Below are 23,783 nucleotides of genomic sequence, written 5' to 3' on the forward strand. Positions count from 1 at the left end.
GCCCCAGGCGATTGATCCGAAGTCTCTTTATTTGGCGCCTGAAACCGTGGGATTCTCAGGAACGAGCGTCTACCCAACTCTTTGATGGCATTGGCAAAAAACATTGTCGCCGCTATCGCAAAAGAGAAATTATTCGCTTTATTTATAAATTGGCTTGCTAAATAATTAGTCAGGATTTATTACGCAGTAGAGGAATTAAGATGCGTTTCAGTACTATGCCTGACAGTGAAATTATTTCTGAACTGTGCCGAAGAATTAAAGAAACGCGTATACAACTGGGGCTATCACAGATTGAGCTTGCCGAACGCGCGCAGGTCGGCGCGGCAACCATTAAACGCGTTGAACTAGGTGAGTCCGTCACTCTCAGTACGCTGATTGGTATTTTGCGCGGCCTCGACCGACTACATCAACTGGAGTCGATTTTATTCGATTCACATATGCGCACCTTTAAAGCGCAGATCAATTCCGGGGCCCCTTCCCGTATCCGCATTCGGAAAAAAACGCATCAGCCAAAAGAGAAGCAGGCCGCCGCGACGCAGACCAGCGAGTCAAACGCCACCATTAACGAATGGTACACCTCATCGGCTTCTAACAGCGTGGTATGGTCTTTCCAGCCGCCTGACGGAGAGAAAAAAAAGCCCTAAACTGTAGGGCCTGCACCGCCGGGGAAAGAAAAAACGCCTGTCGTTAAACAGGCGTTTTTTATGGGACTCAGGATTCACACACCGCGACTTTAATCGCCAGACCGCCGCGGGCGGTTTCACGGTATTTGGCGTTCATGTCTTTGCCCGTCTCAAACATCGTTTCGATAACTTTATCCAGTGAGACTTTCGGATCGCTGGTACGGTACATCGCCATACTGGCCGAGTTTATCGCCTTCACCGCCGCAATCGCGTTACGCTCGATGCACGGCACCTGCACCTGGCCGGCCACCGGATCGCAGGTCAGGCCAAGGTTATGCTCCATACCGATCTCCGCGGCGATGCACACCTTCTCCGGACTACCCCCCAATAGCTCGGCCAGACCGGCGGACGCCATCGAGCAGGCCACACCCACTTCGCCCTGGCAACCGACCTCAGCCCCGGAAATGGAGGCGTTCATCTTATAAAGAATGCCGATCGCGCCTGCCGTCAGGAAATAGCGCATAGAGATTTCCGGCGTCACCTCTTTGATAAACCGATCGTAATAGGCCAGTACCGCCGGGACAATACCGCAGGCGCCGTTGGTCGGCGCGGTCACGACTCGCCCACCCGCCGCGTTCTCTTCTCCGACCGCCATGGCGAACATATTGACCCAATCCATCGCGCTCAGCGGCGTAATCGACTGGCTCTGCGGCGCCAGCACACGGTGCAGCGCAGAAGCACGGCGCGGCACCTTCAGCGGCCCCGGTAAAATACCTTCCGTATTCATCCCCCGGTTAATGGCGTTTCTCATGGTCTCCCATATTTTCGCCATATTTTGCTCAACGCTCTCCCTGCCGTGGCGGGCGATCTCGTTTTTCATCATCACCGCGGAAATCGACAGGCAGTTGTCCTGGCAGTGTGCCAACAGGTTGCGGGCGGAATAGAACGGGAACGGAATATCGACCTCCGCGCCCTGACTCTTGCCAAAGTTTTCCTCGGTCACGATAAAACCGCCGCCGATGGAATAATAAGTCTGGAAATGGGCGATTTTGCCGTCGCAAAACGCGGTAATGCTCATGCCGTTTTCATGCAGGGGAAGAAACTCATTGTGAAAGCGCATGCATTCCGCCACCGGGAACTCAATTTCGCGCTGGCCTTCTTCAATAAACAGACGATGCATGACGTTGACATCGCGAATGATGTCGGGAATGGCGTCGATATCAACGGTATCCGGTAAATACCCGGACAGCCCAAGAATAATGGCGATATCGGTATGGTGGCCTTTACCCGTTAATGAAAGAGAACCATACACGTCCACCACCAGACGGGTCACTTTATGCAGCAGGCCTTTTTCCTGCAGGGTATCAACAAAATGTTTTCCTGCTTTCATCGGCCCAACGGTATGGGAACTGGACGGCCCGATGCTGATTTTGAAAATATCGAAAACGCTAATCATGTGGCACCCATGCGGTTACATAGCAAAACGGATGCGCCGCCGGTGAGCGGCGGCGCTGAAACTTAGCTGAACAGCGAGAAGAAAATGGCAGAGATGGCAATCAGTCCCATCACAACCACAAACGCGTTGCTGATGTGACCGCTATATTTGCGCATAGCCGGTACTTTGTTGATGGCATACATCGGCATCAGGAACAGGATCATCGCGATGACCGGGCCACCCAGCGTTTCAATCATGCCCAGAATGCTCGGGTTCAGGGTCGCGACAATCCAGGTGGTCACCAGCATGAACAGCGCGGTGATCTTGTTCAGTTTGTTGATTTCGATCGATTTGCCTTTACCGCGCAGAGACTTAATCACCATGCCGTTAAAGCCTTCGCGAGCACCAAGGTAGTGGCCGAGGAAGGATTTGGTGATGGCGATCATCGCGATGATCGGCGCCATCCAGGCAATCACCGGCGCGTTAAAGTGGTTCGCCAGATAAGAGAGAATGGAGATGTTCTGCGCTTTCGCTTCCGCCAGGTTTTCCGGGGAGAGGCTCAGCACGCAGCTGAAGACGAAGAACATCACGGTAAGGACCATCATGATGTGGGCAAAGCCCAGGATACGGGAGCATTTGCGCTCGGCGTCCTCGCCGTATTCTTCACGCTTCGCCACCGCAAAAGAGGAGATAATCGGCGAGTGGTTGAAGGAGAAAACCATTACCGGGATAGCCAGCCACAGGGTCATCCACAGCCCATTTCCCGTAGCCGAAGCGCCGCTCAGCGACAGGGTATCCAGTACCGCGCCATTCCATTGCGGTATCAAATACAGCGCCAGTATCATCAACGCAAACACAAACGGAAATACCAGCACGCTCATGGCCTTAACAATCATTTTTTCGCCAAAGCGGACAATACCCATCATACCGACAATTAAAATCAGCGATAAAATGGCGCGCGGCGGAGACACCAGACCCAGCTGGTGAGTAATAAAGCTATCGACCGTGTTGGTAATGGCGACGCTATAGACCAGCAGAATCGGATAAATAGCAAAGAAATAGAGCAGCGTAATGAGTTTACCTGCCCCGGTACCGAAATGCTCTTCAACCACTTCGGTAATATCTTCCCCCGGATTTTTTCCTGACAACACAAAACGGGTCAAACCACGGTGGGCGAAAAAGGTCATTGGAAAGGCAAGAATTGCCATGATGATTAATGGAATTAAGCCGCCAACACCGGCGTTAATCGGCAGGAAAAGCACCCCTGCGCCAATCGCGGTACCGTACAGGCCCAGCATCCAGACGGTATCACTCTTTCTCCAGCCGCTGCTCTCGCGAGCGACGAGGGTATTTTGAACGGTTTCCATAATATGGCCTCAGTAATAAAAATAGGGTCAGAATTTATTGACTCTGATGCAGGTAATAAAAACGCTGTGTTTATTTGGCTATTTTATTAAATGCGACTATGCTAATTCGCTAACAGCGATCACATAACCTGATTGATAGCAGTGACTTTTAACGCATCAAAATTAATACTGAAATTTCATTATTTTTTAAAGTATCATTTTTAATACGTTATTATTTTAATGCGGGTGGTTAATCTCCTGAATATTTATATCTGGCGAACCCGGAGATAACAAACATTATTTGTCATACGATTAATAAAATCAAAGTTGGGGAAGTAACCGAATATGACTCCCCTCCTCCTCTGTGGCCCCTAAAACCCCTTGTAGTGTTCTTTACTCAGGCCATATTTCTTCATTCTGAGATACAGTTTTTTACGCGGGATGAGCAGATACTCCGCCACTTCATTAATCCGCCCCTGATGGATATTCAGCGCTTCGGTAATGATTTGCCGTTCAACGTCCTCGACCCGGCGATCGAGCGGCGTGGGCTCTCCAACGTGCATCTGCGGATTCACCGTGTCCGCAAGCGGTAACACCCCCACTGCAAACAGTTCGGCTGCGTTCGCCAACTCACGGACATTGTTTAGCCACACCCGGCGCATCATTCCTTTCAACAGATGGCTATCCACCTCCGGGACAGGATGATTCAGCCGCTGGCAGGTTTTCTGCAAATAGTGATGGAACAGCGGCTCGATATCATCAGGCCGCTTAGACAGCGGCAGGCAGGCAATTTGCGTCATCGCGAAGCAGTAATAGAGCTCCGCCACAATCCGGCCGCTGGCCGCCAGCTCCACCAGCGAAGCGTTGCCGATGCCAATCAGGCGAAAAGGCCGCCGTTCAAGACTCTGCGACTGCACCAGTTGATGCTGCTGCTCGTGGGTCAGGTGCTCCGGGTGACTTAATACCAGGGTCCCGCCCTGCGCTTGCGCGATCGGTTCATTAAGCTTATGGGCATTGGCCGGGGTCAGTTCGCAGTAGATAAACGGACCATCGGCGTTGTGCCCCAACTGGTGCAGATAGCGCGCGCCGGTCATACGGCCGGTTCCCGGTTCGCCGTAAAGCCAGACCGCAATATCCGTCTCCGCCAGCTGCTGTAAGCGTTGGCGATACTGTTCCAGCCACTGACTGCGCCCAACCAGCTCAACCCGCAATGTCTGCTGGCCATACTGGCGACGCGCGATCACCGATTGCCGCTGACGTAACGCGGCGTCCACCAGCGAGAGCAGCTTTCCCGGATCGACCGGCTTTTGCAAAAAATCCCAGGCCCCTTTTTTCACCGCGTCCACCGCCATCGGCACGTCGCCATGCCCGGTGATAAGCACAATCGGCAGCTGCTCATCATCCTGATGAAACAGCGTCATCAAGTCGATGCCGGAACAGCCGGGCATGCAGACATCGCTCAGCACAATACCGGGCCAGTCCTTCTGCACCCACTCCCGCGCCGCAAAGGGATTATCGCAGGCATGGACGTGATAACCCGCCTGCTCAAGCAGCTGTGTATAGGCATCCAGCACATCGGCATCATCATCAATCAGCAGAATCGAACACTCATTACTCAACATCTTTTGCATCCGTTAAATTGAATTGCAGCACCACGCAGGCGTTGCGCGTTAACGTCGACGCCAGGCGCAGCGTCCCTTCCATTTGCGTCATCAGAGAAACACAAATCGACAGCCCAATCCCCAGCCCCACATCTTTACTGGTAGTGAACGGCTTCAGCAGTGACGGCAGCAAGGCCGCAGGCCAGCCGGGGCCGTTGTCGGCAATCAACACGCTCAGCGTGTCGCCGTTCATTTGCCAGCTCACCGTAATTTTCGCCGCGTTCGGGCAGGCGTCGAGCGCATTCGACAGCACGTTCACCAGTACCTGATGGACCCGCACTTCATCGCCGCGGATCCAGACGGTTTCATCCGGTACCACCAGCGTTCCCTGCTGCGGCCTATGGCGCATCGCCAGCAGTTCCCACGCCACCATAAACGTCTGCCGCAGATCGACCGGATGCAGCGGCGTTTCCAGTTCAGCGCGGCGGGTGAACTGGCGCAGCGAGCGGATAATCGCGTCAATGCGGTTAATCAACCCTTCCGCTTTACTTAACGTCGCCCGCGCCTGCGCCGTCTGTCCCTGCTCAATCGCCCGTCCTGCCGTAAACAGATACATCGACAGCGCGTTCAGCGGCTGGTTGATCTCATGCGCCAGGGTGGTCATCGTCTGCCCCACCACCGCCAGTTTAGCGGTCTGGATCAGCTCGTCCTGGGTGGCGCGAAGATCGGCCTCAATCGTTTTTCGCTCGCCAATCTCCTGTTCAAGCTGCTGTTTTTGCGCGTTAAGCTGACCCAGCGTATGGCGAAGCAAACCGGCAATACGCCCCAGCTCATCCCGGCCATAAACCGGAATGGTGGCATCCGTCCGGCCTAAACCAATCTGCACCACCGCCTGGTTCAGCGCGGTAAAGCGTTTCACCAGCCGCGATCGGATGAAATAATGATTCAGCACCCACGCCAGCAGCAGCGCCAGCAGCGTCGCCACCAGAATCAACCCGCCGCTCACGCGGACAATCTGTCCCATACGCTGATTAAACATCTGCATTTGCTGATGACTGCTGCCAAGCTGGGCTTCAAGCAGCGTCCTGAAGCGCCCCAGCGTGGCTTCTCTGGCGCGACTGGCGTCCACTAACGCTTTTTGCGCTGTAACGTAGTCGCGCATGGTATCCGGCATCTTATTTTTCACCATGCCGATTTCCAGCAGCTCATCAATCGTTTGTCGCAGCGTGATCGTGCTCGGCCAGTCGTCCAGCGCGCGAATATTTTCATCCGACGTTTTCTTCAGGTTTTCGAGATAGCGGATATGCGTCTCCACCAGCATGCCGTCATCATTTCCGGATTTCAGTTCATTAAGCCTGTCGCGCAGGTCGTCAACGATTTGATTCTCAATGCGGGCCAGCGTATAGACCTGCTGCTGTTCGTTCTGGACTTCTCTGGAACGCTTCAGGTACTGCGCCGCGTCGCCCTGGCGGGCTTCTATCTGATCGAGCAGCGTTCCCTGCTGCCAGGTAAAGTCCTGCACCAGTGAATTCAGCTCAGTGGTAAAATCATCGTGCAGCCAGTCGATACGCGCCGAGAGTTCCCCCACCTTTTCGCGTACCAGAAACATGTTGTAGAGCACGCGATCCAGCTCCGACAGCAGCGCGCGGCTGTCCTGTAAAATCACCGCCAGCTGCTGGCGTTCCGCGGGTGACAAGCCCTGGCTCAGCCGCTCTATTTTATCCAGATGCTGAATAATCTGGTTACGCAGCTGCAGGCGCACCGTGGTATTCGGCGCCAGCAAAAATTCATTGAGCTGATCGACCACCAGATTGAGATTGCCTTCAATCAGAAAAGCAGAATGGATGCGGGGAAAATACTCGTCCAGCGAATAGCGTATCTGCGAGCTTTGCTCATGCCATGAATAGAGGCTGACGCCGCTGACAATCAGCGTCAGCAGCGCGCCCATCAGAAAAGCCCCGCGCAGGCTGGTGCTGATGCTGATTTGTCGCAAACGTTGCAGCATGGACCGGCCCATCATTTGAGTTCTTCCAGTTTTGCGATCGCCTGACGCTGGTTATTGAGAAACCAGAGCTGCCACTCCATCATTTGCTGCTCGGCAAAGCTCTTATTGTCGAACTGCGCCAGCCAGGCTTCATCCTCACTGCTCGCCGGGTCGACAGGGACACCGGTTAACAGCGCGCGTATCTCGGGCAGCGGACGCTTAAGACGGGCTTCCGCGCTGTGCAGCGCCCGCCAGGCATCTTTCAGTTGGGCGAGACGAAAGCTAATGGCCGTATCAAACATCCGCTGAACCAGACGTTGACGCTTGAGGATCAGGCGATAGTCCAACGGCGGTTGATTCATCAGCCGCGCCTGCTGCGCCGACCGCGGATTGCCCGCCGCCAGCGGCGTCACCGGGTATTTTCCGGTATTGGCATCGGCGAGGATCCGCTGCCCTTCCGGGCTGAGCAGATAGCGAATAAAGCGCCGCGCTTCGCTGGCGTGCTGGCTGTTTTTGAGCACCGCGACATAGGTTGGCGAAACGGCGGACTGCGGAAAGTAGGTAAAGGTCAAATGCGGATCGTTCAACAGCAGATTGGCATAGTTATCAATTACCGGACCGGCTACGCCCAGCCCGCTTTTAATTTTATCCGCCACGCCAAAGCTGCGCGATGAAATCGTGACCAGATTTCCCGCGCTTGCCAACAACGTCTGCCATCCTTTAACCCAGCCTTGTTGCTGCAACAGCGACTCTACCATCAGATGATTGGTGTCCGAGCGCGACGGGCTGCTCATCAGCAGCGCCCCCTGATAGCGAGGGTCGGTGAGATCGTCCCAGTCCGCTGGCGCGGGCAGATGCCGCGTCGTCAACGCCGAGCGGTTAATCAGTAAACCGAACCCCGACATCGCCACGGCAACGGACGTTGAACGGATGGATTCCGGCACCAGATGTTGGCTACCTGCCGGCGCGCCGTTGAACGGCGCCAGCTTTTGATGTTCCTGAAGATGCTGCAGCAGCATCGGTGATGAAGTCAGAACCAGATCAACGTTTTCCGCATTTGCCGTATCAAGCAGCTGTTCCAGCGAGGCGCTGGTGCGGTTGAGCGTACGAATCATCACCGACCCCGGCTCCGTTTGCCAGCGCGCGATAATCCACGCGGTGGCGCCGGGAGAAAACGTTGTCGCCATCACCAGTTCTTCGCTTTGCGCCGTACAGGGACTAAACCCGGCGGCCAGCAGCCACAGCGCCCACGTTTTGCTGAGCATCCCGCCCCGACGAAAAAACCTGTTTGTGATCCCGTTCATAAATATTGAAATACCGAAAAAATAGCGTTGAGACAAAACTTACCCGTTTATGACGCCTGGCGGATTAATCATCGCCAGCGGAAAAATAGTTGTTTTGGCAACCGGAAACCTCAGGAAAGATTACCAGATAATGAATGTGGAATTTGTTAATATCCGCACAAGCCTGACATAAAATCCGCGTAAAATTAATTACCCGCAATTTCATTAATGCTCAACGTGTCAAAAATAACGCCTTAATTCATCAATTTGAGTCAGTTTTGACCCATTTTGATGATTTGAATTTTATACCCGCTTATTTCACTCTGCATGCCGACCACTCCTGATCTTCATAGCAATATAAAATACAGGTGACGACATGTTATCAATATTAAAAAAAGGGCCGTCGGCGAATAAAGTGCCTGCTGAAAAAGTGCAGGCAACTTATGGCCGATACCGTATTCAGGCGCTGCTAAGCGTATTTCTGGGCTATCTGGCGTACTATATTGTGCGCAACAACTTCACGTTATCCACGCCTTATCTGAAAGAACAGTTAGATCTTAGCGCCACGCAAATCGGTTTGCTCAGCAGCTGTATGCTCATTGCGTATGGGATAAGCAAAGGCATCATGAGCAGCCTGGCGGATAAAGCCAGTCCGAAAGTCTTTATGACCTGCGGCCTGGTGTTGTGCGCTATCGTCAACGTTGGCCTGGGGTTCAGCACCGCATTCTGGATCTTCGCTGCGTTGGTGGTCCTCAACGGCCTGTTTCAGGGGATGGGCGTCGGCCCCTCTTTTATCACTATCGCTAACTGGTTCCCGCGTCGGGAGCGCGGTCGCGTGGGGGCGTTCTGGAACATTTCCCACAATGTCGGCGGCGGGATTGTCGCCCCGATCGTCGGCGCCGCGTTCGCTATCCTCGGCAGTGAGCACTGGCAGAGCGCCAGCTACATCGTCCCGGCCTGCGTGGCGGTGGTGTTCGCTCTGAGCGTACTGGCGCTGGGTAAAGGCTCGCCGCGTGAAGAAGGCCTGCCTGCGCTGGAAGAGATGATGCCGGAAGAAAAGGTGGTGCTTAACGCTAAACACGCGGTAAAAGCGCCGGAAAACATGAGCGCATTGCAGATCTTCTGCACCTACGTTCTGCGCAATAAAAACGCCTGGTATGTCTCCTTTGTGGATGTGTTCGTCTATATGGTGCGTTTCGGCATGATCAGCTGGCTGCCCATCTATCTGCTGACGGTGAAACATTTTTCCAAAGAACAGATGAGCGTCGCGTTTCTGTTTTTTGAATGGGCGGCGATTCCGTCCACCCTGCTGGCCGGTTGGCTCTCCGACAAACTGTTCAAAGGACGTCGGATGCCGTTAGCCATGATCTGTATGGCGCTGATTTTCATCTGCCTGATCGGCTACTGGAAAAGCGAATCTCTGCTGATGGTGACGGTGTTCGCGGCGATAGTGGGCTGCCTGATTTACGTGCCGCAGTTTCTGGCCTCCGTCCAGACTATGGAAATTGTGCCCAGCTTTGCCGTCGGTTCAGCCGTTGGCCTGCGCGGATTTATGAGCTACATCTTTGGCGCATCCTTAGGCACCAGCCTGTTTGGCGTGATGGTGGATAAAATGGGCTGGCACGGCGGGTTCTATCTGCTGATGGGCGGGATCGTCTGCTGCATTCTGTTCTGCTACCTTTCTCATCGCGGCGCGCTGGAGCTGGAGCAACAGCGGAAGAACACCCTGCAGCAAGAGGCTGAGCTGGCGCTGGCCGACGCACGATAAGCGCCTGAAACCGGGAAAACAAAGTGCCAGCTTGCTGGCACTTTTAACCTTAAACAGAGTCGATAACCGTCACGCGGGCACCTTTAGATAGGGCGCAATGCTCGCTAATTTCTCCCGGGTTTCCGTCAGTTCTCGTTCCGGCGTAGATTGCGCGATGATACCCGCCCCCGCCTGTATCCAGCAGCGCTGGCTATCCTGAAACACGGAACGCAGCACTAACGCCGCATCGAAGCGCGTATCTTCCAGCAGCAGGATTGCGCCTGAATAGAGCTCCCGCGGCGTTTTTTCAATTTGCATGATCGCGTTGAGGGCCGCTTTTTTAGGGATACCTGACGCGGTAATTGACGGAAACAGCACGGTAAATGCATCCCAGGCATCCTTATCTTCCGCGAGCTGGCCGCTGACGCCAGACCCCAGATGCTGGACGCTGCCGCGCTGGCGAACCGACATCAAATCCTCGACCACTACGCTGCCGGGCTGGCAAACCGCCTCCAGTTCGGCAATGGCCTCTTTGACCGAGAGGATATGCTCAAGCACCTCTTTACCGTCGTGCAGCAGCTCCCTCTCATTTGCCTGATTATGCGCCGTATCGCCCATGCGATCGCGGGTGCCCGCCAGCGGTTCAGTGACCACTTTATTTCCCGTCACCGACATCACCAGTTCCGGACTAAAACCCAGCGCTTCTCGTCCTTGCTGGCGAAACATAAACGAACGGGTGGGCGTGTTGGCCTGCCGTCCATATAGCAGCGTAGCGGGCATATCAATTCGCGCAGGCAGAGGAATCGCGCGTGAGACGATGACTTTAACGTAATCGCCGCGGTGGATCGCCGAAACGGCGCGCGCAACCTGCTGTTTATAGGCTTCACCGTCCAGGGCGGTATCCACAACCATTGGCCCGCATGGTGTCGCCGTATCGACCTCTTTTACCCACTCGCACAGACGGCGGCATCCGTCGGCGGAGTCCGCGTAAACGGTGACATTTCCCTTCTCAAAAATAAGTTCTTCACGGGGAGCGGTTAACGTTAGCAGCGGCCACTCGCCGGCATCAAAGGCCATTCCCCGCGCATGGGCCGCAAAGTTGAACCCAACCTGACCATATACCCGGCATCCTCTCACCCGCGGATGCGTCATAAAACGACGCGCGCAGTCGGTAATTGAATCTACCGCCCACTTTTGTTCCCCGGCATCATCAATGAATATCGCCTGGGTGCCGTCGGCATTAATCTGCAGTTGCGCCTGGCATCCTTTACCTATGTACCAGCAAGGTTGGCGCTCATAGACATAGCACTCTTCATCTCCGAACTGACGTAAGACGCCAGAAATCATCGGCAGCCATTGCTCCTCTGGTAACGCCAGGTGTAAAAATTCACTGATTTTCATCCCTTACCTCTCTATGTTATTCCCGGATCAATCAATTGAGCTTGTCATCAGTTCTTTTGCCGAACGCAGTCGGATAGAAACAATCCACGCCGCCAGTAACGTGAATACGCCGGCAAACAGGAAGCAGGCCGCATAGCCAAAGCGCTGCGCGACAACGCCGCCGACTACGCCGGCCAGAATGGCGATGGCGGCGTCAGTACATTGAAAGAGCGTAAAATCGACACCGGCCTGCAAAGGCGAAGAAAGCGCCATCAGCGTGGCGTAAAGACAGACCAACGCGCAGGCCAGCGAAACAGATTGAACAACGATCAATACCTGGAGAATCGGCAGCAGTAGAGGACCCGGCGCTATCTTCAGCGTCATCACTACCGCCAGCAGCGCGATGCCCTGCGCGCCATAAGCCGCAAACAGCGCTCTGCCGGGTGAGAGGTATTTCATCAGCAATCCACCCGCCAGCGTTCCGGCTATGCCCGCCGCAATATTACCGCCGCTGAACAGCGCGCCGAGCGCTGACATGCTCAGACCATGATCCAACAGCAGCGGCGCCAGTAGAGGCAGCACAAACCGCATGCCGGAATTCAGCATCAATACCAACATTAAGCCCAGACGAGCCTGTCGCCTTCTAAGCGCATAACCCAATGCCGGAACATGCGGAACAGATGCCGTGCGCGTTGGTTCGGCAATGCGCCACAGGGGTACGGATAAGACCAGGATCAGAGCCGCCATCATCAGCATGGCCGCAGGCCAGCCGACGGTCGCCGACAGCATCAGAAACACCCCACCGCCGCACATCATTCCCAGATAGCTGCCGCCGACCTGCACGCTGTTTCCCCAACCGTACCCTGCGCGGGTCAGCTGATCGACGCAAAAACCGTCGCTGGCGATATCAATAGTGGAGGCGACCGTACCCGCCACCATAAACAGCGCAAATAGCGCGGCGACTAGCGTTTCGGGCAATCCGCCTTCTCGCCCTGTCCCGCCAATCGCGGCGGCAATCGCCAGGATCGCCGCGAGCGCAGCCTGCCCGCGCAGGATCAGCATGCGGGAACGGCGCTGCGGGCTGCCAGGAGGTAGCCGCCAGCGCTCGACCCACGGCGCCCAAATAAACTTCAGCGCCCAGGGCAGCATGAACAGGGTTGTGGCCCCGGCAAGCGCAAGCGATCCGCCGGCAGCGCGCACCAGCGCTGGCAAGGACTGCATCGAGAGCGCCGATACCAGACTCTGTGTCACATAGATGCCGGCAATGGCGAAAATCACCCGCCCGGTGGTTAACGTCAGCGGTTTCACATTCGACGGAACGTCACTCATGCGCCACCTCCTCTGACGTGGAAACCCCTTCGGCGCGCCAGACGCGGGCGGCCATTTGCGCGTGCCACAGCGCCTGGTAACGCCCATGAAGAGAGAGCAACTGCGCATGGGTGCCCTGTTCAACCACTTTGCCCTCCTCCATCACCAGGATATTTCCGGCCCCGACGATGGTAGACAGGCGATGGGCGATAATAATCACCGTCCGGTTGTGAACCAGGTTATCGATAGCTTTCTGTACCGCCAGCTCGCTATCAATATCCAGCGCGGCGGTCGGCTCATCAAGAATGACGATCGGCGCATCTTTCAATAAGGCCCTGGCAATGGAAATCCGCTGGCGCTCGCCGCCCGATAGCTGTCCGCCCATCTCGCCCATTGGCGTCAGCCAGCCTTGAGGAAGGCGGGTAATGAATTCAAGACACTGCGCCGCGCGGGCGGCCTCTTCTACTTCCTGCTGGGTCGCCTGCGGGCGCGCAATCAGGATATTCGCCAGCAATGTGTCATCAAACAGCCAGACATCCTGGAATACGACGGAAATCAGGCTGTTGAGCTGCTCCGCCGTCAGGCGACGAATATCGACGCCGCCGATAGAAATCCGCCCTTGCTGCGGATCGGCATAGCGCATTAACAGTTTGCTGACCGTGGTTTTACCTGCGCCGGAAGCGCCCACCAGCGCGCTCATACTGGCCGCAGGAAAGGTCAAAGAGAGGTCATTGAGCGCGGGATCGCCGCTGTCGTCATAGCGGTAATGAATATTGTCAAAGCGGATATCGTAACGTTCCGGCATCTCCCCGCGTTCGGCAACGGGAAGCGGCGCGATCGCCATAAACTGCTCAATACGCTGTAAGGCGCTGGCAATCAGTTCCACCACCGAGGTGTAGCTGATAAACATGGCCATCGGTTCAGCGAAACGCATAATCATCGCGGCGGCGGCAATCAGAAAGGCGAGGTTCAATGTGCCCGTGACCACCCAGATAATTCCGCACAACACCACCACCTGTAGTCCCAGCTCCACAACGCCGGCGATCAGCATCGTCGCGCCCGCGCTCTGGCGGTGAGTGCGGGTCTGTAAGTTTTCCAGAGCGTTAAAATGATCCCGCAGCGCCCGGCTTTTATCGGTATCGCTACCGCAGGTACGCAATACCATCATCCCCTGCGCAAATTCAACAATATCCCCGCTCAGCCGCTGGTGCGCTTCGCCCAGGGTCTGCATTTGTCGCCGCATCGCCGGGCGGCGCCAGTAATAAAACGGCGCCAGCAAGGGGAAGATCAGCAGCATCACCAGCCCCAGCCGCCAGTCGATCCACAATGTCGCCAACGATGCCGTCAGCGGCGTGACGATGGTCAGCAGTAAAATATTGGCTATCGCAATCACATAATTGAGGTTTTCATCCACGGAGCCCAGCAACAAGGCGTTCGTTTCGCCCGCTCTGCCGCGCTGGAGCCTCTCCAGCGGCACGCGGCGTAATTGTTCGCCCAGGCGCAGGCGCAGCTCATGGGTGGCCTGCGCCAGATGACCGCGGTATTCAAAGCCCAGCCCATACCAGCGGAGAGCCAGCGTCACCAACGCCGCAATGCTGAAGGCCAAAGCCCAGTGAAGAAGCCGCGATGCCTCATTCCGTAGCAGCGCATCAACGATCGGATAGAGGCAGGCGAAGGCGATCCCCTGCATCAATGCCGCCAGCAGCAGAGCAACCAGACTGCGCCGCAGCGTTCCCGCCTGACTGCCCACGCTGGAGATAAGCTGGCGCCAGATCGCGCGCCAGGCCAGATTATCCGCCGGGTTAGTGTCTTTCATTTTGCACCGCCTCTTCCTGCGTTCCACCCGGCACCCACTGCTGCGCCTGCTGATAGCGTTGCCATAGCCGTTGATACAGGCCACCCTGCGCCAACAGCTGCCCGTGGCTCCCGATTTCCCGGAGCTGACCGTCGGAAAACAGCAATATCACATCGGCCTGAGTCACCATGGAGAGACGATGCGCGACCATGATGACCGTCCGGCCGCGCATGGCCGCCGCGAGGGCGTTGATAAGCGCCGCTTCACCTTCCGGATCGGCAAACGCCGTCGCTTCATCAAGCACCAGAATGGGACGATCCTGCAAAAGCGCCCGGGCGATGGTGATGCGCTGCCGCTGCCCGCCGGAGAGGAATACCCCTCGTTCCCCGACTCGCGTGCTGTAACCCTCCGGCAACGCGCTAATAAACTCATGCGCCTGCGCCACTCTGGCCGCCGCTATCACGGATTCCAGCGGCGTATCCGGCGCGCCCAAACGGATGTTATTGGCGATCGTGTCGGCAAAAAGAAAGTTGTCCTGAAACACAAACGAGATTTGCTTCATCAGGGTCTCTATCCGCATATCGCGCAGATCCACGCCGCCAATACGAATATGGCCTTTGTCGGGATCGGCGTAACGTAGCAGCAGCCGCGCCACGGTGCTTTTCCCGGCGCCGCTTGGCCCTACCAGCGCCACAATTTGCCCGACAGGCACGTGAAAGCTCACCTCCTGCAACGCGGCGCCAGTCCGCGCTTGCGGATAATGAAAGCTTACCTGCTCAAAGGTGATACTCGCCTCTTTCGGCTGTCGATCGGCTCGCGGGCGCGAAAGTTCCGGCATCGCGAGAACCTGATAGATACGCTGCACGCTTAAACGCGTTTGCGCGACCAGGTTATTAAGCATCATCATCGGCATTACCGCTTCGGCCATTCCGCTGGCTATCAGTAATACGGCTACCCAGGCGATAAAATCGAGACTGCCAGCGTGCAGCAGGCCGTATCCGCACCAGATAAGAACGAATAAGGTCGGCAGCGGGTTCAGAATCGAGAATGAAAAACGCGCTGAAAATCCGGCCTGTCGATACCAGCTTTTGAGCACATCGACCCACTCTTCGAGGGCATGTTGATAGCGCAAAAAGCTGGTACTGCCGCTATCAAAGGTCCTCACCACCGGCATGGCCTGTACGAACTCAATCACCGCGGCGCTGACCCGTTCACGCGCCTGATGATAACGCTGAGCCATGTTTTCCGAGCGCTGACGGGCGAGTAACAGCACCACCGAACCAAACGCCAGTACCCCCAGCGTCGCGATGGCCAGTCGCCAGTCCAGCCAGAATACGAGAACAACAGTCGCCAGCGGCATGATTATGGCGCGGGCATAAAGCGGCGTACTGTCAGCAACAAAAATATGTAACGACTTCACATCATCCAGCATCACTTTCGCCACCGATCCGCTGCCCATCTGCTGTAACGCGCCCGGCGCAAGCTGTAGGGTCTTGTGGGCTAATCTGCTGCGCAGAATATTCTCCAGATGGAAAGCCGCATAATGAGAGGTATTGAACGCCTGCAGGCGCAGGATAAAGGTCGCTATCACGCAGCCAACTACGCCGCTCAGCGGCCAGACGGGGATGAAGTCAGGTGCCCCGCGCAGATCGCGCAGGCACCATGCCAGAAAAAGCAGCGCCCCCAGGCTGGTGAAGGCCGCCAGCCCCGCCAGCGCCATAGCCAGGAGCACCTTCCCGCGAACCGGGGTAATCACCTGCCAAAGAGGAAATCGGGACAGCGATTCAGTGTTGGATGAGTGAGATGACATGGAGTGGCTGATTTTCCTGATGAATTTTTATGGACGCCAAAAACACTATTTCAAGGTGGCGTTCCGGGAATTAATGTGAATAATAACCATTATCAATTACTCATCTACCCCATTCGGTTCTATTTATACCCGCATTGGTCTAAGCCACAGGGAGATAACCCGGTCATGACGGAGTCACCACAAACGCAATCTGCCATCTCTATTCACCAGCTAGTGGTTGGAAAACCCGCCAACGACGGCGCTATTCCTGCCCAGTGTGAGCTGCTGCGCTGCTCGTTGCAGGAAGGTATGGATATTTTGCTCTGGCGGGGCCACTTTGCTCAGCCCGAGACGTTGCAGCTGCACGACGATCTGGGCAGGATTAACTTCTCTTGCATTCTGGAAGGCACATCGCGCTTTGCGATCCAGGGACTCAGCCGCCACACCGACTGGGAACTCGCGCGCGATCGTCATTACATTACTCATACGCCAGACTGCCGCGGCAGCGCCTCCTACTGCGGCCGGTTCGAGAGCATTACGCTCTCTTTCAGCCCTGAAGCACTCGCGCTGTGGGTGCCGGATATTAGCTCGGTCATTAAAAATAAGATCGACTCCCACTGCTGTTGCCAGCAGCAGCGTTGTAACGCCGAAACCCACCTAACGGCTCAGGCCCTGCGTCACGCGCTGATGCGGATGCACGGCGGCTTCACTCATGAACAAAAACCGTCGACGTTATGGCTACAGGGACAAAGTCTGGTGATGCTCAGCCTGGTGCTGGATGAACATCGCGAGGACGCCAGCTGTTCCTCCTGCCACTTCAATCCGATGGAACGCCAGAAACTGCTGCGGGCAAAGGATCTGCTGCTGGCCGATTTGACGCAGGCGCCGGGGGTCACCGAACTCGCCAGAGAGTCCGGTTTAAGCGTGCTTAAAATTAAGCGGGGATTTCGCGTTCTGTTCAACAACAGCGTCTATGGACTTTTTCAGGCCGAACGCATGCAGGAGGCAAGAAGACGGCTGGCTAATGGCAATACTTCCGTTATGACGGTGGCGGCGGATCTAGGCTATGCCAACGCCAGCCATTTCTCCGCCGCATTTCAGAAGCAGTTTGGCGTCACCCCGTCGACCTTCAAACGTGTGATCTAACCTGGACTTACCCCAGAAACCCCTCCGTTAACAAGGCCCGGATTCGCCATCCGGGCCTTTTTTTGCCGACCGTGAAACCGAAACGGGCACAAATAAACCCGATTCGGGTAGCGCTCAATTGTTAATAATAATTATTCTCATATACGCAATGCTTTTGGTATGACGTGCCATCAGGAGGAAGAATGATTTCTGGCGCACCCTCTCAGGATCCGCTGTTATCGGACAACGGCGAAGCGGCTGATTATCAACAATTACGCGAACTGTTAATACAGGAACTGAATTTAGCGCCGCAGCAGTTACAAGAAGAAAGCAATCTGATCCAGGCGGGCCTGGACTCCATAAGATTAATGAGATGGTTACACTGGTTTCGTAAAAAGGGCTACCGCCTCACCCTTCGCGAGCTGTATGCCGCCCCCACGTTGGCAGCATGGCGCCAGCTGATGCGCAGCCGTTCGGGTGAAAAACCGGATGATGCAAGCTCCCCGGCGGACGCGGCGTGGCCAGTCATGAGCGAGGGTACCCCCTTCCCGCTGACGCCGGTACAGCATGCCTATCTGACGGGCCGAATGCCCGGACAGACGCTGGGCGGCGTCGGTTGTCATCTGTATCAGGAGTTTGCCGGCCATTATCTCACGGCGCCACAGCTGGAGCAGGCCATCACGATCTTACTGCAACGCCACCCGATGCTGCATATCGCCTTTCGCGCCGACGGGCAGCAGGTCTGGCTACCGCAGCCATACTGGAACGGCGTCACCGTTCATGATTTACGCCAGACCGACGAGGCAAGCCGCCAGGCCTATCTGGAAACATTGCGCCAGCGCCTGAGCCACCGTCTTTTACGCGTGGAAATGGGCGAAACCTTCGATTTCCAGTTGACACTCTTGCCGGACAATCGCCACCGCCTCCATGTCAATATCGACCTGCTGATTATGGATGCTTCCAGCTTTACGCTGTTTTTCGATGAACTTAACGCCCTGCTGGCCGGAGAGTCGCTGCCGCCCGGCGACCCCCGCTATGATTTCCGCGCTTATTTGCTGCACCAGCAGAAGATCAATCAGCCGCTGCTCGACAAAGCGCGCGTTTACTGGCTGGCGAAAGCATCGATGCTGCCGCCCGCGCCGGTTTTACCGCTAGCCTGCGAACCCGCCACGCTGCGTGAAGTCCGTAATACCCGACGCCGCATGATTGTCCCGACAACACGCTGGAACGCCTTTAGCCAACGGGCCGGTGAGAATGGCGTGACGCCGACAATGGCGCTGGCGACCTGTTTTGCTGCCGTTCTGGGGCGCTGGGGCGGCCTGACGCGGCTGCTGCTCAATATCACGTTATTTGACCGCCAGCCGCTGCACCCGGCGGTTGACGAAATGCTTGCCGACTTCACCAATATTCTTCTGCTGGATACCGCCTGTGATGGCGATACCGTCAGCAACCTGGCGCGTAAAAACCAGCTCACGTTTACTGAGGACTGGGAGCATCGCCACTGGTCCGGCGTCGAGCTCCTTCGTGAACTCAAACGCCAGCAAAGCCATCCCCACGGCGCCCCGGTGGTATTTACCAGCAATCTGGGGCGCTCCCTGTACAGCAGCCGCGCCGAGTCGCCGCTGGGCGAACCGGAATGGGGCATCTCGCAGACGCCGCAGGTCTGGATAGATCATCTGGCGTTCGAGCATCGGGGCGAGATCTGGCTACAATGGGATAGCAATGACGCGTTGTTCCCTCCGGCGCTGGTCGAGACGTTGTTCAACGCCTACTGCCAGCTGATTAACCAACTCTGCGATGATGAAAGCGCATGGAAGAAGCCGTTCGCGGACAGGATGCCCCAAAGCCAGCGGGAGATACGTCAACGGGTTAACGCAACCGACGCTCCCGTTCCTCAGGGCTTGCTGCATGAAGGCATTTTCCGCATCGCCCTCCGGCAGCCGCAGGCGCTGGCGGTAACGGACGCGCATTATCAGTGGAATTATCGTGAGCTGACCGAGAATGCGCGCCGCTGCGCTGGCAGGTTAATCGCGTGCGGGGTTCAGCCCGGCGACAATGTCGCTATTACAATGTCGAAAGGCGCGGGACAGCTGGTTGCGGTCCTCGCCGTTCTGCTGTCCGGGGCGGTGTACGTTCCGGTTTCGCTCGACCAGCCCGCCGCGCGGCGCAGGAAAATCTACGCCGACGCCAACGTTCGGCTGGTGCTCACCTGCCAGCACGACGCCAGCGCCTGGTCAGACGATATTCCCCAACTGACCTGGCAGCAGGCCATTGAGGCGGAGCCGCTAGCCGACCAGGCGGCGCGCGCGCCGACGCAGCCGGCCTACATTATCTATACCTCCGGCTCGACCGGCACGCCGAAAGGCGTGGTTATTTCTCACCGTGCAGCGCTGAATACCTGCTGCGATATCAATACTCGTTACCAGGTGGGTCCCGGAGACAGAGTGCTGGCCCTCTCCGCCCTGCATTTTGATTTATCGGTTTACGACATTTTTGGCGTTCTGAGCGCCGGCGGCGCGCTGGTTATCGTTATGGAAAATCAACGGCGCGATCCTCACGCATGGTGCGAATTGATCCAGCGTCATCAGGTTACGCTCTGGAACAGCGTCCCGGCGCTGTTCGATATGCTGCTGACCTGGTGTGAAGGTTTCGCCGATGCCGCGCCGGAGAAACTGCGGGCGGTCATGCTTTCCGGCGACTGGATCGGCCTCGATCTCCCTGCCCGCTATCACGCCTTCCGCCCTCAGGGACAGTTTATCGCCATGGGCGGCGCCACCGAGGCGTCTATCTGGTCTAACGCCTGTGAAATTAACCGGGTCCCTGACCACTGGCGCGCCATCCCTTATGGTTTTCCGCTGGCCAACCAACGTTACCGGGTGGTGGATGAACTGGGCCGGGACTGCCCGGACTGGGTTCCGGGCGAATTGTGGATTGGCGGTATCGGAGTCGCGGAAGGCTACTTTAACGATCCTGTACGCAGCGAGCAGCAGTTTGTGACGCAATCGAACGCGCGCTGGTATCGCACCGGCGATCTCGGGTGCTACTGGCCGGACGGTACGTTAGAGTTCCTCGGTCGTCGCGATAAGCAGGTCAAAGTCGGGGGATATCGCATCGAGCTGGGTGAAATCGAAAGTGCGCTCAGCCAGCTGGCGGGAGTGAAACAGTCAACCGTTGTGGCGATCGGCGAAAAAGAAAAGAACCTGGCGGCCTGGGTTGTGCCTCAGGGTTCGGCTTTCTGTGTTACCCATCATCGGGACCCGGCGCTGCCCCAGGAGTGGCGCGGGCTTGCCGGAACGCTGTCCTGCTGTGTCTGCCCCCCAGAAATCTCCGCCGGCCAGGTCGCTGATTTTCTTCAGCATCGCCTGTTAAAACTGAAACCGGGTCAAACTCCTGGCGCCGATCCGCTTCCCCTGATGAATGCTCTCGCTATCCAGCCTCGCTGGCGGGCCGTGGTGGAAAGCTGGTTAGCTTTTCTCGTGACCCAACAGCGGCTGCGGCCCGCCGCTGAGGGTTATCAGGTTTGTGCGGGGGAAGCGCCGGAGAATAACCCTCCTTCTTTCAGCGGGCATGACCTCACCTTAACGCAGATCCTTCGCGGCGCTCGCCACGAACTGTCATTACTGAACGATGCGCGGTGGTCGCCGGAAAGTCTGGCATTCGACCATCCGGCCAGCGCCCTGTATATCGAGGAACTGGCGAAAATCTGTCAACAGCTTTCCCGGCGTTTACAGCGCCCGGTACGCCTGCTAGAGGTGGGTGTCCGCACCGCCCGCGCCGCAGAGTGCCTGCTAACCCGGCTTAGCGCTGACGAGATTGAGTATGTCGGGCTCGAGCACAGCCAGGAGCTGCTGCTGAGCGCCCGACAGCGGCTTACACCGTGGTCTGACGCCCGTCTGGCCCTCTGGAGTGCAGACACGCTGGCGGCGCATGCTCATTCGGCGGACATTATCTGGCTGAATAACGCCCTGCATCGTCTGCTGCCGGAAGAGCCCGGGCTCCTCGCGGCATTACAGCAGCTGGCCGTTCCAGGCGCGCTGCTCTACGTGTTGGAGTTTCGTCAGTTAACGCCCTCCGCCCTGCTCAGCACGCTTCTGTTAACCGATGGTCAGCCCGAAGCCTTGCTTCACAATAGCGCTGACTGGGGGGCGATATTTACCGCCGCCGCTTTCAACTGCCAGCACGGCGATGAAGTCGAGGGATTGCAGCGCTTCCTCGTACAATGCCCGGTTAGCCAGGTGCGCCGCGATCCTCGTCAGCTGCAGTCCGCTCTCGCCGAACGTCTGCCGGGGTGGATGGTACCGAAACGGATCGTCTTACTTGACGCCTTACCGCTGACGGCGAACGGCAAAATTGACTATCAGACGCTAAAGCGCTGTCATACCCCGGAAGCTGAAAACCGGACTGAAGCGGATTTACCCCTGGGCGATATAGAGATGCAGGTTGCCGTCATCTGGCAGCCGCTCTTGTCGATGGGCGCCGTCAGCAGAGAAACCGACTTCTTCCAGCATGGCGGTGATAGCCTGCTAGCCACCAGGCTGATCGGACAGCTCCACCAGGCGGGTTATGCAGCACGATTAAGCGACCTGTTTAATCACCCCCGGCTGGCTGATTTTGCCGCCACGCTGCGTAAAACCGACCTCCCTGTTGAACAACCCTTTGTCCACTCCCCTGAAGAACGCTACCGGCCTTTCGCGCTGACTGACGTGCAGCAGGCTTACCTGGTCGGGCGTCAGCCGGGCTTTGCCCTTGGCGGCGTAGGCTCACACTTCTTTGTTGAATTTGAAATTGCCGATCTGGATATTCACCGGCTGGAGAAGGTCTGGAACCGGTTAATCGCCCGCCACGATATGCTGCGCGCCGTGGTGCGGGATGGACAACAGCGGGTTCTCGAACAGACTCCCCCATGGGTGATACCCGCGCACATTCTGCACAACCCCGAAGAGGCGCTACAGGTACGCGACAGACTGGCGCATCAGGTTCTCAACCCTGGAGTCTGGCCGGTATTCGATCTCCAGGTCGGGTTCATCGACGGGATGCCCGCCCGACTGTGGCTGTGTCTGGATAACCTGTTGCTTGACGGGTTGAGCATGCAGATCTTGTTGTCGGAGCTGGAACACGGCTATCGCTATCCGCAGCAGCTGCCGCCGCCGCTTCCCGTTACCTTCAGGGATTACCTGCAGCAACCCGCGCTGCGGACGCCCAATCCCGACTCTCTGACATGGTGGCAAACGCAGCTTGATGATATTCCTCCGGCGCCTGCGTTACCGCTACGCTGCTTGCCTCAGGACGTTGAGACGCCGCGCTTCGCCCGGCTCAGTGGGGCAATGGACAGCGCGCGCTGGCGTCGCCTGAAACAGCGGGCGGCTGACGCTCATCTCACCCCGTCGGCCGTACTGTTATCCGTGTGGTCAACGGTTCTTGCTGCATGGAGCGCACAGCCCGATTTCACGCTTAACCTTACGCTTTTCGACAGACGCCCGCTGCACCCGCAAATCAACCAGATCCTGGGCGACTTTACTTCGCTGATGCTGCTGAGCTGGCATCCCGACGAGAGCTGGCTGCAAAGTGCGCGGTTATTACAGCAGCGACTAAGCGAGAGCCTCAACCACCGCGATGTGTCGGCAATACGCGTGATGCGGCAACTGGCGCGGCGGCAAAACGTACCGGCTGTCCCAATGCCCGTCGTCTTTACCAGCGCGCTGGGCTTTGAGCAGGATAACTTCCTTGCCCGGCGCAATCTGCTCAAACCGGTGTGGGGTATATCCCAGACGCCGCAGGTCTGGCTCGATCACCAGGTTTATGAATCCGAAGGCGAACTGCGCTTTAACTGGGATTTTGTCGCCGCCCTGTTTCCTGACGGGCAGGTGGAGCGCCAGTTTGCACAGTATTGCGCGTTGCTTAACCGAATGGCGGAGGATGACAGCAGCTGGCAGCTGCCGCTCGCCGAGCTGGTTCCCCCGCTTAAGGTCACGGAGCAATGCGCCCACCGGCTGCGCCCTGAGCGCGCTCAGCCGCGGATCGCGGCGGACGAGAGCAGCGTCAGCCTGATTTGCGACGCCTTTCGCGAGGTGGTTGGCGAACCTGTCGCACCCACTGAGAACTTTTTTGAGGCGGGCGCCACGTCGCTGAATCTGGTGCAGCTGCACGTTTTGTTACAACGTCACGAATTTGCCGCCCTGACGCTGCTTGACCTGTTCACTCACCCTTCTCCTGTCGCGCTGGCCAATTATCTGGCCGGCGTAGCCCTGGAGGAGCAAACCAAACGCGTGCGTCCGGTTCGCCGTCGTCAGCGGCGCATTTGACGCGAAACAAACTGACTTTTCCCGGACGCCATCGCCAACGCATGGCGCGCCACTGACTTTGTCAA

General features: G+C 57.0%; 13 protein-coding genes. 4 read left to right on the plus strand and 9 right to left on the minus strand.

Annotation, left to right across the window (positions count from 1 at the left end):
• Window positions 1–200: 200 nt before the first annotated feature.
• Window positions 201–644, plus strand: a complete 444-nt coding sequence (locus BWI76_RS14465) for a helix-turn-helix domain-containing protein (RefSeq protein ID WP_004137028.1) — start codon at window positions 201–203, stop codon at window positions 642–644.
• Window positions 645–711: 67 nt separating this feature from the next.
• Here BWI76_RS14465 and BWI76_RS14470 read toward each other — a convergent pair whose 3' ends face one another.
• The 5 genes from BWI76_RS14470 to pgtC form a co-directional block, all read right to left on the minus strand.
• The gene (locus BWI76_RS14470; protein WP_004137026.1) at window positions 712–2,079 is read right to left on the minus strand and encodes an L-serine ammonia-lyase; all 1,368 of its coding nucleotides are present in this window, start codon (window positions 2,077–2,079) and stop codon (window positions 712–714) included.
• 62 nt (window positions 2,080–2,141) lie between these two features.
• Entirely contained in the window at window positions 2,142–3,425 is a 1,284-nt protein-coding gene (locus tag BWI76_RS14475) for an HAAAP family serine/threonine permease (protein ID WP_004120369.1), read from the minus strand.
• 350 nt (window positions 3,426–3,775) lie between these two features.
• On the minus strand, window positions 3,776–5,026 hold the full coding sequence (gene pgtA / locus BWI76_RS14480) for a two-component system response regulator PgtA (protein WP_004137024.1): 1,251 nt from the start codon (window positions 5,024–5,026) through the stop codon (window positions 3,776–3,778).
• Window positions 5,016–7,025 (minus strand): two-component system sensor histidine kinase PgtB, encoded by a 2,010-nt coding sequence (pgtB, locus tag BWI76_RS14485; protein ID WP_004137022.1) that lies wholly within the window; start codon window positions 7,023–7,025, stop codon window positions 5,016–5,018. Before pgtB ends, pgtA begins: the two co-directional genes overlap by 11 nt.
• Window positions 7,022–8,254 (minus strand): phosphoglycerate transport regulator PgtC, encoded by a 1,233-nt coding sequence (gene pgtC, locus BWI76_RS14490; RefSeq protein ID WP_004137020.1) that lies wholly within the window; start codon window positions 8,252–8,254, stop codon window positions 7,022–7,024. The genes pgtB and pgtC overlap by 4 nt, the downstream gene beginning before the upstream one ends.
• Before the next feature lie 394 nt (window positions 8,255–8,648).
• Between pgtC and pgtP the strand changes: the two genes are divergently transcribed.
• A complete protein-coding gene (gene pgtP / locus BWI76_RS14500; RefSeq protein ID WP_004137017.1) occupies window positions 8,649–10,040 on the plus strand; it encodes a phosphoglycerate transporter PgtP in 1,392 nt (463 codons plus the stop codon).
• Between the two features lie 69 nt (window positions 10,041–10,109).
• Here the strand turns inward: pgtP and BWI76_RS14505 are convergent, their stop codons facing one another.
• The 4 genes from BWI76_RS14505 to ybtP are packed head-to-tail and all read right to left on the minus strand — an operon-like array spanning window position 10,110 to window position 16,222.
• Window positions 10,110–11,420 carry a salicylate synthase gene (locus tag BWI76_RS14505; RefSeq protein WP_049085603.1) on the minus strand — a complete coding sequence of 437 codons (1,311 nt, stop codon included), beginning with the start codon at window positions 11,418–11,420 and terminating at the stop codon, window positions 10,110–10,112.
• A 27-nt stretch (window positions 11,421–11,447) separates the two neighbouring features.
• Window positions 11,448–12,728 carry a yersiniabactin-associated zinc MFS transporter YbtX gene (gene ybtX, locus BWI76_RS14510; RefSeq protein WP_004137014.1) on the minus strand — a complete coding sequence of 427 codons (1,281 nt, stop codon included), beginning with the start codon at window positions 12,726–12,728 and terminating at the stop codon, window positions 11,448–11,450.
• Complete coding sequence (gene ybtQ / locus BWI76_RS14515; RefSeq protein WP_004137013.1) at window positions 12,721–14,523, minus strand: yersiniabactin ABC transporter ATP-binding/permease protein YbtQ; 1,803 nt, start codon at window positions 14,521–14,523, stop codon at window positions 12,721–12,723. Before ybtQ ends, ybtX begins: the two co-directional genes overlap by 8 nt.
• Window positions 14,510–16,222: a yersiniabactin ABC transporter ATP-binding/permease protein YbtP gene (ybtP, locus tag BWI76_RS14520; RefSeq protein ID WP_049250625.1), complete on the minus strand. Its 1,713-nt coding sequence runs from the start codon at window positions 16,220–16,222 to the stop codon at window positions 14,510–14,512. The genes ybtQ and ybtP overlap by 14 nt, the downstream gene beginning before the upstream one ends.
• A gap of 255 nt (window positions 16,223–16,477) precedes the next feature.
• On the opposite strand from ybtP, the gene ybtA reads away from it, so the two are divergent.
• On the plus strand, window positions 16,478–17,437 hold the full coding sequence (gene ybtA, locus BWI76_RS14525) for a yersiniabactin transcriptional regulator YbtA (RefSeq protein WP_004137009.1): 960 nt from the start codon (window positions 16,478–16,480) through the stop codon (window positions 17,435–17,437).
• A 182-nt stretch (window positions 17,438–17,619) separates the two neighbouring features.
• The gene (locus BWI76_RS14530) at window positions 17,620–23,718 is read left to right on the plus strand and encodes a non-ribosomal peptide synthetase (RefSeq protein ID WP_064371766.1); all 6,099 of its coding nucleotides are present in this window, start codon (window positions 17,620–17,622) and stop codon (window positions 23,716–23,718) included.
• The last annotated feature ends 65 nt before the right edge of the window (window positions 23,719–23,783 follow it).

Origin of the sequence: Klebsiella sp. M5al (assembly GCF_002090195.1) — a bacterium.
GTDB classification, from domain to species: Bacteria; Pseudomonadota; Gammaproteobacteria; order Enterobacterales; family Enterobacteriaceae; genus Klebsiella; species Klebsiella grimontii.